The organism is Proteus mirabilis ATCC 29906 (genome assembly GCF_000160755.1).
GTDB classification, from domain to species: Bacteria; Pseudomonadota; Gammaproteobacteria; order Enterobacterales; family Enterobacteriaceae; genus Proteus; species Proteus mirabilis.
In genome coordinates, this window is record NZ_GG668583.1 from 202,248 (window position 1) to 219,558 (window position 17,311).

At 38.3% G+C, this 17,311-nt stretch carries 14 protein-coding genes; 11 read left to right on the plus strand and 3 right to left on the minus strand.

Features of this window, described 5'->3' with window-relative positions:
• Positions 1-170 precede the first annotated feature (170 nt).
• The 9 genes from HMPREF0693_RS16875 (at position 171) to HMPREF0693_RS16915 (ending at position 12,524) form a co-directional block, all read left to right on the plus strand.
• Positions 171-1,853: a ShlB/FhaC/HecB family hemolysin secretion/activation protein gene (locus tag HMPREF0693_RS16875; protein WP_004246839.1), complete on the plus strand. Its 1,683-nt coding sequence runs from the start codon at positions 171-173 to the stop codon at positions 1,851-1,853.
• 522 nt (positions 1,854-2,375) lie between these two features.
• A complete protein-coding gene (dppA, locus tag HMPREF0693_RS16880) occupies positions 2,376-3,983 on the plus strand; it encodes a dipeptide ABC transporter periplasmic-binding protein DppA (protein WP_004249098.1) in 1,608 nt (535 codons plus the stop codon).
• 169 nt (positions 3,984-4,152) lie between these two features.
• The gene (dppB, locus tag HMPREF0693_RS16885) at positions 4,153-5,172 is read left to right on the plus strand and encodes a dipeptide ABC transporter permease DppB (RefSeq protein WP_004246841.1); all 1,020 of its coding nucleotides are present in this window, start codon (positions 4,153-4,155) and stop codon (positions 5,170-5,172) included.
• A 10-nt stretch (positions 5,173-5,182) separates the two neighbouring features.
• Positions 5,183-6,085 carry a dipeptide ABC transporter permease DppC gene (dppC, locus tag HMPREF0693_RS16890; protein WP_004246842.1) on the plus strand — a complete coding sequence of 301 codons (903 nt, stop codon included), beginning with the start codon at positions 5,183-5,185 and terminating at the stop codon, positions 6,083-6,085.
• Positions 6,086-6,097: 12 nt separating this feature from the next.
• Complete coding sequence (gene dppD / locus HMPREF0693_RS16895) at positions 6,098-7,081, plus strand: dipeptide ABC transporter ATP-binding protein (RefSeq protein WP_004246844.1); 984 nt, start codon at positions 6,098-6,100, stop codon at positions 7,079-7,081.
• Positions 7,074-8,075 (plus strand): dipeptide ABC transporter ATP-binding subunit DppF, encoded by a 1,002-nt coding sequence (dppF, locus tag HMPREF0693_RS16900; protein WP_036895743.1) that lies wholly within the window; start codon positions 7,074-7,076, stop codon positions 8,073-8,075. The genes dppD and dppF overlap by 8 nt, the downstream gene beginning before the upstream one ends.
• A gap of 126 nt (positions 8,076-8,201) precedes the next feature.
• Positions 8,202-9,896 (plus strand): two-partner secretion domain-containing protein, encoded by a 1,695-nt coding sequence (locus HMPREF0693_RS16905; protein WP_004246846.1) that lies wholly within the window; start codon positions 8,202-8,204, stop codon positions 9,894-9,896.
• Positions 9,897-10,128: 232 nt separating this feature from the next.
• The gene (locus HMPREF0693_RS16910) at positions 10,129-10,839 is read left to right on the plus strand and encodes a HAMP domain-containing protein (RefSeq protein ID WP_004246847.1); all 711 of its coding nucleotides are present in this window, start codon (positions 10,129-10,131) and stop codon (positions 10,837-10,839) included.
• 212 nt (positions 10,840-11,051) lie between these two features.
• Positions 11,052-12,524 (plus strand): M16 family metallopeptidase, encoded by a 1,473-nt coding sequence (locus HMPREF0693_RS16915; RefSeq protein WP_223293380.1) that lies wholly within the window; start codon positions 11,052-11,054, stop codon positions 12,522-12,524.
• Positions 12,525-12,616: 92 nt separating this feature from the next.
• On the opposite strand, the gene HMPREF0693_RS16920 is transcribed toward HMPREF0693_RS16915, so the two are convergent.
• From HMPREF0693_RS16920 to HMPREF0693_RS16930, 3 genes are all read right to left on the minus strand, one after another.
• Positions 12,617-12,823: a 2-hydroxymuconate tautomerase family protein gene (locus tag HMPREF0693_RS16920; protein WP_004246849.1), complete on the minus strand. Its 207-nt coding sequence runs from the start codon at positions 12,821-12,823 to the stop codon at positions 12,617-12,619.
• Positions 12,824-12,902: 79 nt separating this feature from the next.
• A complete protein-coding gene (yhjD, locus tag HMPREF0693_RS16925) occupies positions 12,903-13,925 on the minus strand; it encodes an inner membrane protein YhjD (protein ID WP_004246850.1) in 1,023 nt (340 codons plus the stop codon).
• A gap of 276 nt (positions 13,926-14,201) precedes the next feature.
• Positions 14,202-14,594 carry a DUF1090 domain-containing protein gene (locus HMPREF0693_RS16930; RefSeq protein ID WP_004246851.1) on the minus strand — a complete coding sequence of 131 codons (393 nt, stop codon included), beginning with the start codon at positions 14,592-14,594 and terminating at the stop codon, positions 14,202-14,204.
• A 180-nt stretch (positions 14,595-14,774) separates the two neighbouring features.
• Between HMPREF0693_RS16930 and HMPREF0693_RS16935 the strand changes: the two genes are divergently transcribed.
• Both HMPREF0693_RS16935 and gorA read left to right on the plus strand, forming a co-directional pair.
• A complete protein-coding gene (locus HMPREF0693_RS16935) occupies positions 14,775-15,617 on the plus strand; it encodes a 23S rRNA (adenine(2030)-N(6))-methyltransferase RlmJ (protein ID WP_004246852.1) in 843 nt (280 codons plus the stop codon).
• Between the two features lie 145 nt (positions 15,618-15,762).
• A complete protein-coding gene (gene gorA, locus HMPREF0693_RS16940; RefSeq protein ID WP_004246853.1) occupies positions 15,763-17,115 on the plus strand; it encodes a glutathione-disulfide reductase in 1,353 nt (450 codons plus the stop codon).
• Positions 17,116-17,311 lie beyond the last annotated feature (196 nt).

A 17,311-nucleotide genomic window follows, 5' to 3' on the forward strand; every position in this document is an offset into this window, starting at 1 on the left:
ATAAATAATCGCTTATGATTTTTTACTCTCTGATCTGATAAGTCGACATAGTTGCATTATTGGTAACTGTGTAGGTAAGTCAGAGTAAAAAGACGGTTTTTATAAATCTTTTTTATTTCTCTTTACATATACATAGCACTCCTATTTCCGGTGATAAGAGTGTAAATTGAATGCGTATTGAGTTGTCTATTTTAATCTATTGTATTTTATGGTGTTGTGCTTTTTTTTCTGTAGCGAATGAAAGTCATATCGATCCCCCTGTACCAGTAGATTTACCGACAGAAACACAACTTAGAGATCAATTACTACAACAAAATGACAATGTCTCTTTAGTGAACTTAGCGCCACAAAATAAAAGGGAATTTATCACACCTTCTGTGCATTGTTTTTCAATCAAACAGGTAAAACTCCATCATCTCGATGAGTTTTCTTCCCCATCACTGCAACGCCAAGTGGCAAAATGGCAAGCTGAATTAGTTGGGCATTGTCAGTCACAGGCATTGTTAGAACAAGATATCAATATTCTGAATGCGCTGCTTTATGATGCAGGTTATGTGACCAGTGAGGTGGGTAAAGTTGATCTTTATGCCGATGACGAGGTATTGGATATCACATTAAATGTCGGGAGAGTGCAAGACATTGTTTCCGAAGCCCCGACAGATAAACGCTATTTGATTTCACAGGCAGTGCCTGTCAAAAAAGGTGATGTTTTAAACGTTAAAGATATTGAACAGGGGGCTGACAATTTCAGATCCCGTCCTAATAGTAATGTCAAAATTCAGATAGAACCCTCGTCAAAAGAACATGAGTCAATTATTTCTCTTTCTCAAGTGGGAAAAAGGACAATGGCAGGCTCGGTATCGATTGATAATAAGGAGCAGAAAATTTACGGAGATCTATTTGGTACTACAAGGCTAAGCTTTGGTAATCTAGCGCAACTTAATGATACTTTAATGGTTATTCTTTCAAGTCAACTCGATACCTTAAAATCAAGAGGTATCAAGAAGCAGATCTTTTTATGGCAAGTACCTTATCATTATTGGCGTGCGACATTATTTGGTTATGATATTGGTTCAAAAATGAGAGTCTCTGAAGTGACAAAAGAGTTACAAAAAACGCGTCAACAGCTTCTTTCTTTTGAGATCCAGCGCCAATTTAGACCTTCAACACAGCGTACGGTGACTTTAAGTGGTGGAATACAATATTACACTTATCGCAATGAAGTGTCAGGCTATCGCTTATCAGTCCATGAGCGTCGCAGTCCTTATATTAATGCGGGTATTGAGCAAAATTATCGCTTTATGAGAGGGGGTTTCCTTAATACAAAATTTCATTATAAGCAGAGTGTTTTTATTCCTGGCGCAAGACTATCACCGATAGATTCACTTAATGGTGTACCCATTTTTAATCTTAATTTTGATGCATTAATTCCCTTTAAAATCACTTCACAGCAATTTTTTTATCAACCAGAAATGATATTTCAACTGACTCGCTCAGATATTGATGGATTACTTGATAAAGCAACCATTGGTGGTCTGTATAGCGTGTATGGTTTTGAGTCCGGCAAAGGTTATTCTGATGCCAATCAGTTTGTTTCCCGGCATAAGGTTACTTGGCTTACACCCTTGAATAACCAAATGCTATTTTCCGCCATAGATTATGGTTCCGTTTCAGAAGATAGAAAAAACATTTTTTATAATAAAAATAAATATTTAGTTGGTGCGGCAATAGGATTAGAAGGTAGCTTTAAGAAACTAAGTTATCAGTTAGTATGGAGCATACCGTTATCAGCCCCTTCTAGTCGAGAAGCAACAGGATCGCAGTTTAATTTTAATACCCAATTTAACTTCTGATTATGGTGATTTATTTTATATTTTTTACTACTGTTTTTATAAATTATTTAATAAATAACTATAGATTATTGGCTTATATAGCATACTAGTAGTCAAAGAGAGAAAAAGGTATTTTTCTCTCTTTGGATTAACGGAGTATTGCGCTGATTATCTTCTATATACTGGTGTTATTCTTCGCTACTAACAGAATAAACCACCCACTTCTTTGTTTCATTTCAATATATTCGTTTAATATTTAAGCGTTCAATCACAAAATATCGTTTTTTTTTAAATAGTCATTTAACTTAAGACTTACTTAATGTGTGGTTTAATTCTCTACCATTAAATCAATTTGTCCAATTTTTATCCTGTAATTGTTTGGTATTTGTTTCGTTTATGTTTGCAACTTGTTCATTTTGGCGTAAAGCCCCTTATTGACGGAAACGAATACAGTTGGTTAATTGAACAATGACAAAATAAAAAGGTATTCCGTTTTTAAACAGGAAACCAAAAAACACAACAGAATAATGACGGAGAATAATGATGAGAAGCTCCAAAAAACAGACAGGGTTGCTAACCGCTACAATCGGCTTACTCGCTTTGGCTATTTCAGCGGGTGTGCAAGCGAAAACATTAGTGTACTGTTCAGAAGGTTCACCGGAAGGATTTAACCCCCAACTATTTACCTCAGGTACGACTTATGACGCAAGCTCAGTACCGCTTTATGATCGCTTAGTTGAGTTTAAACTCGGCACCACTGAAATTACTCCCGGCTTAGCTGAAAGTTGGGAAGTGAGCGATGATGGTAAGGTGTATACTTTCCATTTACGTAAAGGGGTTAGTTGGCATAGCAACAAAGAGTTTAAGCCCACTCGTGAATTTAACGCAGATGATGTGATATATACATTTATGCGTCAAATGGACCCAAATCATCCTTATCATAAAGTCTCTGGTGGAAGTTATGAATATTTCACTGGGATGGATATGAATAATATGATCGAGAAGATCGAAAAAGTGGATGACAATACGGTTCGCTTTGTACTTACCCGTTCAGAAGCGCCTTTCTTGGCTGATATGGCAATGGACTTCGCATCTATTCTTTCTGCCGAGTATGCAGATAATATGATGAAAGCAGGGACTCCTGAGAAAGTGGATCTCAATCCTATTGGTACGGGACCTTTCCAACTGCAACAATATCAAAAAGACTCACGTATTCTTTATAAAGCGAATGATAAATATTGGGGGAAAAAACCTGATATAGATCGTTTAGTTTTCTCTATTACGCCAGATGCTTCAGTTCGTTATGCCAAATTACAAAAGAACGAATGTCAGGCAATGCCTTACCCAAATCCTGCTGATATCGCCAAGATGAAACAAAATAAAGATATCCAGCTACTGGAACAACCCGGATTAAACGTGGGGTATATCTCTTTTAATGTGGAGAAAAAACCGCTCGATAACCAAAAAGTACGCCAAGCATTAAGTATGGCTGTGAATAAAGACGCCATTATTGAAGCTGTCTATCAAGGTGCAGGTCAGAAAGCGAAGAATCTTATTCCACCGACAATGTGGGGTTATAACGATGATATCGTCGATTATGAATATAACCCTGAAAAAGCCAAAGCATTGCTAAAAGAGGCCGGCCTTGCAGATGGCTTTACTATCGATTTATGGGCGATGCCAGTGCAACGGCCATATAACCCTAATGCTCGCCGTATGGCTGAAATGGTACAAGCTGACTGGGAAAAAATTGGTGTGAAAACCAAGATCGTCAGTTATGAGTGGGGTGAATATCTGAAACGTGCTAAATCAGGTGAACACCAAGCTGTGATGATGGGCTGGACGGGAGATAACGGTGATCCTGATAACTTTTTTGCCACACTGTTTAGTTGCGCTGCGAAAGAGCAAGGCTCTAACTACTCGAAATGGTGTTATAAGCCGTTTGAAGATCTGATCCAGCCTGCGCGGATCACGGCAGATCACGATAAGCGTGTTGAGTTATATAAGCAAGCTCAAGTGGTGATGCATGACCAAGCGCCAGCACTGATTATTGCTCACTCCACGGTATATGAACCAATCAGTAAAAAAGTAGAGAACTATGTGGTCGACCCATTAGGTAAACACCACTTTAATAATGTCTCTCTAAAATAGTCGTGATATTAACGAGCTGAGTTATCTTTACCACGGTACTTCTCTGAGCGTTTAGAGAAGTACCGCTATCCAATAATAATCAATACATTCAGTACACTGTGAGCGCAGGGGCTTTCCCCTGATTTATCAGCGCTATCTTTTAGCTGATGTGTAAAAAGAGAATTAGGATATGCTGCAATTTATCCTTCAGCGTTTGGGGCTCGTGATCCCAACGTTTATCGGAATTACGTTATTAACCTTTATTTTTGTCCATCTTATTCCGGGTGATCCGGTCATGATTATGGCGGGAGAGCGTGGATTATCACCAGAGCGTCACGCTTATTTAATGGCGGAATTAGGACTAGATAAACCGCTATGGCAACAATATTTAAATTACCTTAACGGCATTATGCACGGTGATTTAGGTATTTCACTAAAAAGTCGTATTCCTGTCTGGGATGAATTTTTGCCACGATTTAAAGCAACCTTAGAGCTAGGTATTTGTGCCATGATTTTTGCTGTTTCAGTGGGCATTCCCGTTGGGGTGCTTGCGGCAGTAAAACGAGGTTCTATTTTTGATCATACGGCAATCAGTGTGTCACTTGCAGGATATTCTATGCCTATCTTCTGGTGGGGGATCATGCTGATTATGCTCGTTTCAGTGAAGCTTGATCTAACACCTGTATCAGGCCGATTGGCGGATAGTGTCTTTCTAGATGATAGCTATCCACTAACGGGATTTATGTTGATTGATACGCTCTTTTGGGGGGAAGAAGGTGATTTTCTTGATGCGCTACACCATATTATTTTACCGGCCATTGTGCTTGGGACTATTCCATTAGCGGTTATTGTGCGCATGACGCGTTCGGCAATGTTGGAAGTATTGGGAGAAGACTATATTCGCACTGCCAGAGCAAAAGGATTAAGTCGTGCACGAGTGATTTTGATCCATGCATTACGTAACGCAATGTTACCTGTTGTGACGGTGATTGGTTTACAAGTTGGTACGATGCTAGCCGGAGCGATACTGACAGAAACTATTTTTTCATGGCCGGGGTTAGGTCGCTGGTTAATTGATGCTCTACAACGTCGAGACTACCCTGTTGTTCAAGGGGGAGTATTGCTCATTGCCACTATGATCATTTTCGTGAATCTATTAGTGGATGTGCTATATGGCATTGTTAACCCACGTATCCGTCATAAGAAATAAGGAGTGCATCATGGCTGAAAATAACGTAACACCGGTCATTAGTGCACCGGTGCCAATGACCCCCTTTCAAGAGTTTTGGCACTATTTCAAACAAAATAAAGGGGCGGTTGTTGGCTTAATTTATATTGTCATTATGCTGTTGATAGCGGCCCTTGCAGGCGTTTTAGCGCCTCATGCACCTAATGAGCAGTTTCGTGAGTTTCTTCTAACGCCCCCTGTATGGCAAGAAGGAGGAAGCTGGAGTTTTATTTTAGGTACTGATGATGTTGGGCGGGATATTCTCTCTCGCTTAATGTATGGTGCGCGCCTTTCATTACTCGTTGGTTGCATTGTCGTTATACTTTCGCTGATTTTAGGCATTATTTTAGGTTTAATGGCTGGCTATTTTGGTGGCATCGTTGATATCGCCATTATGCGCGTAGTTGATATTATGCTGGCATTACCCAGTCTTTTATTAGCATTAGTGTTAGTGGCTATTTTTGGGCCTTCGATTATTAATGCTTCAATCGCTTTAACCTTTGTTGCCCTACCTCATTATGTTCGACTGACGCGTGCGGCAGTGTTAACAGAAATTAACCGTGATTATGTTGTGGCGTCTCGTGTTGCGGGAGCAGGCTCTATACGCCAAATGTTTATCAATATCTTGCCTAACTGCATTGCTCCTTTAATTGTGCAAGCCTCTTTAGGTTTTTCTAATGCCATCTTAGATATGGCAGCCTTAGGTTTTTTGGGAATGGGCGCACAGCCACCGACACCAGAATGGGGAACCATGTTATCTGATGTACTGCAATTTACCCAAAGTGCATGGTGGGTAGTGACTTTTCCGGGGTTAGCTATTTTGTTGACGGTTTTAGCCTTTAACTTAATGGGTGACGGTCTACGAGATGCACTCGATCCAAAATTAAAGCAGTAACGGAGTAAGAGCATGGCGTTATTAAATATAAATCAATTATCAGTTCACTTTGGTGATGAAGATACTCCGTTTAAAGCGGTAGACCGGATCAGTTATCAAGTAGAAGAAGGTCAAGTGGTGGGCATTGTTGGCGAGTCAGGCTCAGGGAAATCAGTCAGTTCATTAGCGATTATGGGACTTATTGATTTTCCCGGTCGCGTATCAGCACAAGCCTTACAATTTGATGGACGTGATCTGATGCAAATTTCTGAATCTGAACGTCGTGATTTGGTTGGTGCTGAGGTTGCCATGATATTTCAAGATCCGATGACAAGCCTTAACCCTTGTTTTACGGTCGGTTATCAAATTATGGAGGCCCTCAAAGTTCATCAAGGAGGAAGTCATCGTACGCGTAAACAGCGGGCGATTGATCTATTAACGCTGGTGGGTATTCCTGATCCCGCATCACGTTTAAATGTTTATCCTCATCAACTGTCGGGTGGAATGAGCCAACGGGTGATGATTGCGATGGCAATTGCTTGCCAACCTAAATTATTGATTGCTGATGAGCCAACTACTGCTCTTGATGTCACCATTCAAGCGCAAATTATCGAGCTATTACTTGAATTACAAAAACAAGAAAATATGGCGTTAGTGTTAATTACTCATGATTTGGCATTAGTCGCAGAAGCTGCAGATACCATTATTGTGATGTATGCAGGGCAAGTTGTTGAATCAGGCCTCGCAACAGAAATTTTCAAAGCGCCTCGCCATCCTTATACGCAAGCTTTATTAAAAGCATTACCTGAATTTGCGAGTGATAAAGCTCGGCTTGAGTCATTACCGGGCGTGGTTCCGGGACGTTATGATAGACCGATGGGGTGCTTACTTAATCCTCGTTGCCCCTATGCACAGGATACTTGTTTTCAGATAGAGCCCGAATTGAAAGAGATAGGTAAACATCGAGTGAAATGTCATACACCATTGGATGATACAGGGAGACCAACATATGGCTAATGTTAATCCGAATACTGCAGTGCCTTTATTAAAAGCGGTTAATCTTGCCAAATATTACAGCGTTAAAGGTGGACTTTTTACGAAGGAAAAAACCGTTAAGGCACTAGATGGCGTCTCTTTTGAGCTCGAGCGAGGAAAAACGTTAGCCGTGGTTGGAGAGTCTGGCTGTGGTAAGTCTACTTTAGGTCGATTATTAACGATGATTGAAGTACCAACCTCAGGAGAGCTTTCATATCAAGGGCAAAATTTATTAGTTAAAGATAAATCTGCGGAAAAATTACGGCGCCAAAAGATCCAAATTGTCTTTCAAAATCCTTATGGATCATTAAATCCACGTAAGAAAGTGGGGCAAATATTAGAAGAGCCTCTATTAATTAATACCACGTTAAGTGCACAAGATCGTAAAGAAAAAGTACTTTCTATGATGGCGAAAGTAGGTTTAAAGGCTGAGCACTATAGTCGTTATCCGCATATGTTTTCAGGAGGACAACGCCAACGTATTGCTATCGCCCGTGGTTTAATGCTTGAACCTGATATTGTGGTTGCTGATGAGCCTGTATCTGCCCTAGACGTTTCTGTGCGAGCTCAGGTGCTTAATTTAATGATGGATCTCCAGCAAGAGATGGGACTTTCTTATGTTTTCATTTCCCATGATCTTTCCGTTGTTGAACATATTGCAGATGAAGTGGTGGTGATGTATTTAGGGCGCTGTGTTGAAAAGGGCACTAAAGCACAGATATTTGAAAACCCACAACATCCTTACACCCAAGCGTTATTATCAGCAACACCAAGATTAACACCGACATTAAGGCGAGAGAGAATTAAATTAACGGGTGAATTACCTAGTCCGTTAAATCCACCACCAGGATGTGCTTTTGCTGCTCGTTGTCGGCGCGCATTTGGAATGTGTACACAATTACAACCGACTTTAAAAGAGTATCATGGGCAGTTGATTGCTTGTTTTGCCGTAGAGCAAGATCACGGCGAGTTTTAATCAATAGATTGATAAATTTGGTTTATAAAATAAGAACAATGATATTATATGTTGTTCTTATTTTTATATGACTAGCGTTTCTTATTATTTAGTCTCTCTTTAAATTTACTAAATAAAAGGGACGTTATGTTTTATAAAAAATTGCCATCATTAAATCTTCTAGTTATCTCTATTTCATTTGCTTTTATGCATAATAGTGCAGTAGCCAATAACGTTATTGTAGATGCAGAAAAATCTGCAAACACAACAGTGAGCAAGAATGGAGATGGTTCAGAAACTATTTCTATCAACAAAGCAAACGATATGAATTTATCAGTTAACTATTTTGAACAATTTAATGTTGGAAAAGAAGGCGTTAATATTGATAATAGCGAGGCAAAAGCAAAAGTTATTCTTAACGAAGTAACTTCAAAAAAAACGAGTTCATTAGAGGGTAAAATCTCTGTTTTAGGACAAGATGCAGAATTGATTATCGCCAATCCAAATGGAATTGATTGCTACGGATGTCAATTTTCAGGTTCAGATAAGGTGATGTTAATTTCAGGGAAGTTAGATAGTATTACAGGAAAAAAAATTTACTTATCAGATGGTTATGTTAATCTAAAGAATGTTAATAATTTCAATGAAAAACAAACAATCAATGTTTTTTCTAATCGTATTAATATATTGGGTAAAAATAAAATCCCAGTTTTTAATGTGATCAATGGCTATGAAACGGTTAGTTTTGTTGATTATGATTGGAAAGGTGACCAAGGAAAAGAGCTATCTAAAGATAACCAAGAAGGTCTCTCTATTTTAGAAAATAGTTCATTAAAAACAGATCTTTTCTCTCTACAAGGTGGCATTTTTAATCTTGATGGGGATCTAATCACTAAAAAAATCAATATCATTCGTAATAAAGAAATTAATGCTAATGAAAAATCAGTATTCGGAATTATTAATAAAAAAAATGAATTTAGAGCATATAATGAAGTAGATCTAATGTTCATGTTAGCATCTATGAAGTTATATTTTCTTGAAATAGATGCAAAAAAATCAGCTGAAATAGCATTAGAATTAGAGGCATTAGAAGAAAAAATAATGGAGTTAGAGCCTCATAATATACATAAAAATAGACTAAAGAAAATAAGAGAACTAGCTACTGAAGCTAGGAGAGTTGCTGATCAACAGCAAGCAGAATATAACAAGATCCAGAGTGCTGTTCTTAAAATCGATGAAGCTAAACAAGCAGAAAAAAGAAAGTTGGAGGCTGAGGGTAAAGAAATAGGATCAGCACTTCAATATATAGAAAGTGACAATATTAACTTTAAAGGTAAACTAGCTATTATAAATAGCGAAGTTTTATTTAATGGGAGAAATATTAATGTTGATATTGATAAAACAACTTCTTATGTCAGAAATTCTGGTGTCTCATTTAATGCCCATCAAGATAATAACTACTCGGGTAGATTTGCGCTGAGAAATAGCAGTATCAGATTTTTAGGTTATCGAAATATCCCGATAGGAGATGGTAACGACAATAATAGCTTAGATAAAAATAAGCTTAATGATATTAATTTAAATAAACTATCTATGCTTGGTTTTGGTCAGATTTTTGCACATGGAGATAACATAAATATAACAGATGTTAAATTTAAAGAAACTCTTTCAGATGATGGATTAAGCAAAACTTATATAGATTTGATAGCTGATAATGAAATTAATATTAAAGGTCAGTTTAAAACTTCTTTAATTAATAAATATAGCTTATTTAAGTTTGCTAGCAAGATAACGGAGAATGATAAGGTTATTTTCGATATTAATCCACATAAAACTAAATAATTTAAATGATGATATTTTATAATAACAATTAAAAGAGTAATAAAATTATCATCTTAAAAAGATGAATATTATCTGGCTATTTGTGTTTATAGCCAGATAATTCTTTTTATTGATTTTAACCTGAGTAGAGATGCAGGCTTTCGTGTGTTTTTTCTTTATTGATTGTGATACATAATCGAAAAAATACAGTATAATCACCGTTGTTCAAGCATGGTTACTGGAAATAGCACTGATGAAACCTCATCTCAAACGTTCACTAACAATCAAACAGATGGCAGCTGTTGCAGGTGTCACGTTGGTGACTATTGCTATTTTTATTAGTATTCAGCTTGTTTATTTGATTGATCAACGCCGAGAAGATTATCAAAATCAGCTATTTAATGCGGCAGTCAGTATACAACAACCGCTAGCTGATGCGCTATTGCGTTCAGATTTAAATGATGCCAAACAACTGATCATTAGTTTAAAAACGACCGGGATACTGGGTAAAGCGATTGTGACACAACCCGAAAATGTTCAGGTGATGAACTTAGATTTTGCACCGAAAAAATCAGTTTCTCAATTTTCACGTTGGCTGTTTGGCATCCCTGTTGAAGTGACTATCCCTTTACAGCCTTTAGGTATTACCTCCGCTGACGATAAAGCCTATACCAGTCATCTTATTTTACAGGCAGATACTAACCGTTTTTATCGTTTTGCGAGTAATACTGTCGCACTGATGTTGACGACTTATTTATTAATGGGTCTTATCCTCACTATTGCAATTAGCTGGTGTATTAATCGTATTATGGTAAAACCGTTGCGCCACATTGCTGTGACTCTTAATAAAAGTAATCAGGTTTCGATGTTGTCGTGTTCAGAATCTCATCGTGATGATGAGATTGGTTTGCTGATTAAAGGATATAATCAACAAAAATCTGATCAAAAAGAGTCAGATATCTGAACCTTCTTACACCACTATGACTCTAATCACGTGAGTGATTTTATTTTAGCGTTCTGTGGTGATAAAGATGACAACGCAACATACAGACATTTTACATCTAACATGTCTTCCGGCATTTATTGTTAAACCTCATAAGTGGTTTAATACCAAGGATTAATAAAACAGAGGTTCACATGCAGGGTGCAATGACACGAATTTTATTGGGAAGCGTTATGTTCAGCGCTGCTATTTGTCAGGTTCAAGCTGAAGCACTGCAGCCTGATCCTGCTTGGCAAGAAGGGCGACTCGCAAATGGTTTCCAATGGCAAATTTTACAAACACCACAACGTCCAAATGATAGGATCCAAATTCGCTTATTAGTGAATACGGGCTCTTTATCAGAAAAGCGCAGTGAAACAGGGTTTTCATCTCTGGTGTCAAAACTGAATGTGTTAGAAAACACCGGATTAACACCAGAAAAACGCGATAATCTTTGGAAAAATGCATTCGATCCTGATTATCCATTGCCACCGATGATCGTCTCTTATGACTTTACGGTTTATAACTTAAGCTTGCCTAATAACCAGCCTGAATTATTAAAAGATGCCTTTGCATTATTGGCGGGCATAGCAAAACCGGCACAATATACAGAAGATGCGGTTCGAAATGCGATTCAATCACCGCTTCCGGTGGTGACTTTTCCCGCTAATATTGATGATCCTATCTGGCGTTCACGTCTAGAAGGCTCAAATCTAAAAGGCCATAATCCAGGTAAACCGGTTAATCATTCGGTAAATACAAAAGAGTTATCAGATTATCAACAGCGTTGGTATACCCCAGATATGATGACGTTATATATTGCGGGTAATGTTGATAATCGTATCTTAACCGAAAGTATTAATCAGGCATTTTCTTCTCTGGAAGGAAAACGCGTGACACCTGTGCCTGTGCCCGTTCTTGCCGATATGAAACCAGAAACATTGTATGTGCAAGAACCCATGCGAAAAAATGACCAAATCTCTCTTATTTGGGATCTAGATTGGTCACCAGTGAAAGATTCTGACACACTGAGCCGTTATTGGTTAAGTGATTTAGCGCGTGAAGTGATTTTTGTGCACTTAGGTCGTAGTCTCGAACAACGTAAAGAAAAAGAAAGTACGCAGGTGAATATCGATTGTCGAGTGCAATATCAACGAGCCAGTTGCTCGTTAAATGTTGATACAGCAACGGCAAATATTCCTGCACTTGCCACTTGGGTGGGGGAAGAGCTTGGCGAATTACGTAATCAAGGTGTCAGTGATGAATTGTATCAAGATTTACTTCAAGAAAAGCAAATTCAACTCACTCAATTGTTTGCGCGTTATGCCAAAACAAGTACTTCTATCTTAATTAATCAGCGTTTATTGTCTCAGCAAAGCAATATTATTGATATTCCACCAGAGCAATATCAGCGTTTACGCCAAGCATTTTTAGCGGGTTTAACGAAAGAGATGTTAAATCAAGAGTTATCGAGAATTCTATCTGAGGATATCACTTTTGTATTAACGCAAAGTAGCGAGACGCCAACGGTAAACTTGGGTGAATTGCGTGTGCAATTTGAAAAGCAAGTTCACCCAGAAACAGCGAATAGCTCAAACACGGCTAAAACATCGTTAACTACTGGTGAAAAAGCTTCGGTGCAGGCAGATGCACAACAGACAAAATAGATAAGTAGTACGGCATTAACTTAATAAATAAAAGCTGGAAATAGCCTAACGCTATTTTCAGCTTTTTTATCGTTATATGTTAAACCGCTAGCTTATTTTTTTGCACTGGCACGTAAATCGGTTACTGTTTTACCACCTATCCCCCAGTTATCTGTATCAACTTCATCGATAACGACGACAGTTGTCGCAGGATTTTTGCCTAACACATCCACTAAAAGCTGTGTTGCCCCAGCAATTAATTGTTCTTTTTGTTCTGCTGTTGCACCTTCGCGGGTAATTTTAATATTAACGTATGGCATTTATTTTTCCTTATTACGTTTTACATTATTGATAGGTGGTTAATGCAGGGAATTAACCCTATCTCGTGAGGTTACAATTTTAGGTGATAGATTGCGTTTCACTCTTGTGTTTTTCTTTGCGCATATTAGGTCCATCTGTTGCAATCCAAGCGGCACAAAAGAGTGTTAGTCGTGCAAAAAAGTAGAAGAAAGCCATTAAACCAATCACAGAGCCAAAAGCTGCACCAGAAGGTGAACTAGCTAATCTAGGTAATAACCATGTCATCACCGACTTTAAGATCTCAAAGCCAATTGCGGCGATAAGCGTTCCTTTTAATAATGAGATACGTTTAGGTTGGTGACGAGGTAAGATCCACAATATCCACAAAAATAACAGATAATTGGCACTAATAGAGATAGTTAAACCAATGGTTGTCCAAGCAGGTGTGAGCCATTCAATACCATCTAAACCTAATGTATGCACAATCAATTTTTGTGCGGAGCCAGCAACGGAGGTTAGTGTAATAGTGATAACAAGTGCAACAAGTAAACCGATAAGGGCTAAAAAATCGCGAAAATAACGAAAGTAAATTTTTTCTTGATCCTCTTTGTTGCGTTCCCATATCGGGCGGGACTGAGCCAAAATGGCTTGGCGTAAGTTCCCGACCCAGTTAACACCAGAATACAAGGCGATGGCTAACCCTGTTAAACCTACGGTTGTACGTTGACGAACCGCAGTATCAATACTTTGTTGAACGGTTGAGGCTAAAGTTGGATCATCAATACTATTGGCAACTCCCGTAATTAATTTTGCCAACAAATCAGGGTTTGAAGCTAAAATAAAACCCGCACAAGCAAAAGAGAGCATTAATACGGGAATTAATGATAAAAATGAGAAGTAAGTGATAGCCGCACCAAACTGGTTTCCCATTCGGTCAGTAAAACGCTCTGCCGCTCGAATAAGGTGAGCAATAAAGGGAATGTTGGTAACAAAATTAGTGAATTTTATACCAATACCAATGGCTTTTTTTCCACCATGAAGCCCTTTTTCTAACCCATGCTTAATGGGCTGAGTCAGTTGAGTGTTTTTATTGGATGCCTTTTTCTGTGTCTCTTCTGACATATATCCTCTTTAATTAAATCAGTCCATTCTTAAGAATTGAGTACTATTATGATAATGATTATTGAAAAATAGCATAAGGTTATGCCTATTACATAACTTAATGCTTATTATCATTAGCTATCTATTAGGGTAGCAGAGTTGTCTGCTTTGGCTTAAGTATGATGATATTTTTAACAGTTATGCGCTTTTTAGCTAAGCAAACCTATGATTAGCAGGTAGTTCGAATGAATAATAATTCCCATTATATGGCTTAACATAATGGGAATTTACGGGGCATTATTTTTTTGTGAGTAGCTCTAACTCTTCTTCAGCTGCTTTCAACTCAGCTTTTGCTTGCGCAAGTTTATCTTCTCTTTTAGTAATTTTATCGCGCTCTCCCTTAAGTTGCGCTTCTTTTAATTCTAATTCACGCTCTTTCACTTCCAGTTGTTTTTCACGTAATTCTAGGCGGGTATCTTCAACAACCTTTTCTGGAGTGCAATAACGTTCTACTTTATTAAGTGCTCGCTCTAAGCCTTGTACTCGATATTGATTACCATGCATTTTGGCATAGTCGATTTGTCGTTGAATATTCTGTTTTTTGATGTCACAACCATTAACCGCTGTTTCTGCTGATGCATAACTAGCTGTTAAACTAAGAATAATTGCAGTAAAAATATATTTTTTCATTCTATTCCTTTATCTGACTTAAGTTAAATATTGATTTATCATAACCTCTGCCTGCCAAGACTCAATGTTTCTTTTTCTTTCAATAAAGAAGTTCAGCTTTTTCTGATACACTTAGCTTATTCACTCTTTTCAGAGTAAGTTAATTACTTTGCTATGCCCATTTCTAACGGAAGATAAAGAATGCTGAGCTATCGTCATAGTTTCCACGCTGGCAACCACGCCGATGTATTAAAACATATTGTTCAAACCCTGATTATTGAGTCTTTAAAAGAGAAAGAAAAACCGTTTCTTTATTTGGATACTCATGCTGGCGCTGGACGTTATCAGCTCACCAATGCACATGCGACTCGCACGGGAGAATACTTAGAAGGCATTGCACGCTTATGGCAACAAGAAGAGGTGCCTGAACTTATCTTGCCTTATTTGGAGGCGGTCGGTTCGTTAAATACATCTGATGAGTTACGTTATTATCCCGGCTCTCCTTTATTGGCTGCTAAATTATTGCGTGAGCAAGATCTGTTAATGCTAACTGAATTACATCCCACCGATTTCCCTTTATTACGTACGGAATTTTCCCGCGATAAACGTGTGAGAGTGTGTCGGGAAGATGGCTTTGGACAATTAAAATCAAAACTCCCTCCCGCCAGTCGTCGTGGGTTTGCTTTAATTGATCCACCTTATGAACTTAAACAAGATTATAGTGCGGTTGTTAAAGGCATTGTGGAAGGCTATAAACGTTTCGCCACTGGGACCTATGCAATTTGGTATCCTGTTGTGCATCGCCAACAAATTAAACGGATGCTAAAAGAGCTAGAGGCCACCGGTATTCGTAAAATTCTGCAAATTGAGTTGGCAGTGAAACCAGATAGTGATCAACTAGGTATGACAGCATCAGGTATGATTGTTATTAACCCACCTTGGAAATTGGCATCACAAATGGCATCTATCTTGCCTTGGCTACATAAAACCTTGGTTCCTGAAGGTACTGGACACACATTAGTTGAATGGGTTGTACCAGAATAAGTCATTTATTACTGTTTTACCTATTACTGTAAAAGCGAAAACCTAACCTGCTAAGTAATAAAATTTGTCATAATAGACTTTATTACATGAAAGAATTAGCCTGTTAGGTACCTATTTTTCTACAGATAAATGGATTAGATCAATTATGAGCAAACATTACGATTATATCGCCATTGGTGGCGGTAGTGGTGGCATCGCATCAATCAATAGAGCGGCTATGTATGGCCAAAAATGTGCATTAATTGAAGCGAAAGCGCTAGGTGGCACTTGCGTTAATGTCGGTTGTGTCCCGAAAAAAGTGATGTGGCATGCTGCGCAAATTGCCGAAGCAATTCATCAATACGGTCCTGATTATGGTTTTGATACTACAGTAAACCGTTTTGATTGGGATACATTAATCAGTAGCCGTACTGCTTATATTGATCGTATCCACCAATCTTATGAACGTGTATTAGGTAATAATAAAGTTGATGTTATCCAAGGCTTTGCCCGTTTTGTTGATGCGCATACTATTGAAGTAAACGGTGAAAAAATTACCGCAGATAATATACTTATCGCCACGGGAGGCCGTCCTATTCAGCCAAACATTCCAGGGGCTGAATATGGTATTAACTCTGATGGTTTCTTCGAACTTAGCGCATTACCAAAACGTGTTGCTGTTGTGGGTGCCGGCTATATTGCTGTTGAATTAGCGGGTGTATTAAATGCGTTAGGGAGTGAAACACACTTATTTGTGCGTAAACATGCACCATTACGTAGTTTTGATCCACTAATCGTCGATACGCTGGTGGAAGTCATGGAAGCGGAAGGGCCTAAATTACACACCCATGCAGTTCCTAAAGCTGTGGTTAAAAATGCCGACGGTAGCTTAACGTTACAACTTGAAAATGGCTTAGAGCAGACGGTAGATACTTTAATTTGGGCAATTGGTCGTGAACCTGCTACAGATAATATCAATTTAGCGGCTACGGGTGTTAAGCTAAATGAAAAAGGGTATATTCAGGTTGATAAATTCCAAAATACCAATGTGCCCGGTATTTATGCCGTAGGTGATAACACAGGTGCGGTAGAATTAACCCCTGTTGCGGTAGCTGCTGGACGTCGTTTATCAGAGCGATTATTTAATAATAAACCTAATGAACATTTAGATTATACCAATATTCCAACAGTGGTATTTAGTCACCCAGCTATTGGTACTGTGGGTTTAACGGAACCTCAAGCTATTGAGCAATATGGCGCTGAGCAAGTGAAAGTCTATAAATCTTCTTTTACTGCCATGTATAGTGCAGTGACACGCCATCGTCAGCCTTGTCGGATGAAATTAGTCTGTGTGGGTGCTGAAGAAAAAATTGTCGGAATCCACGGTATTGGTTTTGGCATGGATGAAATGTTGCAAGGTTTTGCAGTGGCATTAAAAATGGGTGCCACGAAGAAAGATTTTGATGATACTGTTGCTATCCACCCAACGGCGGCGGAAGAATTTGTGACAATGCGTTAATTTTTTCACATTTAATTAAAAAGCGAGTACTACTATAGTGGTATTCGCTTTTTATTTTAGCTAATCGTGCTATCGAGTCTATTTATTTTATCTGCATAAATGGTCGCTTTAAATACAACATCAGTCGTTAAATGTTAATAAAATATTTATACCCTTTCTTATCAATACCTCCATCTAAGACATACTTTTCCTTTTA

Bases quoted from the DNA above. Each gene is read 5' to 3' on its own strand.
- HMPREF0693_RS16875 (WP_004246839.1), top strand. From the start codon at position 171: ATGCGTATTGAGTTGTCTATTTTAATCTATTGTATTTTATGGTGTTGT.
- dppA (WP_004249098.1), top strand. From the start codon at position 2,376: ATGAGAAGCTCCAAAAAACAGACAGGGTTGCTAACCGCTACAATCGGC.
- dppB (WP_004246841.1), top strand. From the start codon at position 4,153: ATGCTGCAATTTATCCTTCAGCGTTTGGGGCTCGTGATCCCAACGTTT.
- dppC (WP_004246842.1), top strand. From the start codon at position 5,183: ATGGCTGAAAATAACGTAACACCGGTCATTAGTGCACCGGTGCCAATG.
- dppD (WP_004246844.1), top strand. From the start codon at position 6,098: ATGGCGTTATTAAATATAAATCAATTATCAGTTCACTTTGGTGATGAA.
- dppF (WP_036895743.1), top strand. From the start codon at position 7,074: ATGGCTAATGTTAATCCGAATACTGCAGTGCCTTTATTAAAAGCGGTT.
- HMPREF0693_RS16905 (WP_004246846.1), top strand. From the start codon at position 8,202: ATGTTTTATAAAAAATTGCCATCATTAAATCTTCTAGTTATCTCTATT.
- HMPREF0693_RS16910 (WP_004246847.1), top strand. From the start codon at position 10,129: ATGAAACCTCATCTCAAACGTTCACTAACAATCAAACAGATGGCAGCT.
- HMPREF0693_RS16915 (WP_223293380.1), top strand. From the start codon at position 11,052: ATGTTCAGCGCTGCTATTTGTCAGGTTCAAGCTGAAGCACTGCAGCCT.
- HMPREF0693_RS16920 (WP_004246849.1), bottom strand. From the start codon at position 12,823: ATGCCATACGTTAATATTAAAATTACCCGCGAAGGTGCAACAGCAGAA.
- yhjD (WP_004246850.1), bottom strand. From the start codon at position 13,925: ATGTCAGAAGAGACACAGAAAAAGGCATCCAATAAAAACACTCAACTG.
- HMPREF0693_RS16930 (WP_004246851.1), bottom strand. From the start codon at position 14,594: ATGAAAAAATATATTTTTACTGCAATTATTCTTAGTTTAACAGCTAGT.
- HMPREF0693_RS16935 (WP_004246852.1), top strand. From the start codon at position 14,775: ATGCTGAGCTATCGTCATAGTTTCCACGCTGGCAACCACGCCGATGTA.
- gorA (WP_004246853.1), top strand. From the start codon at position 15,763: ATGAGCAAACATTACGATTATATCGCCATTGGTGGCGGTAGTGGTGGC.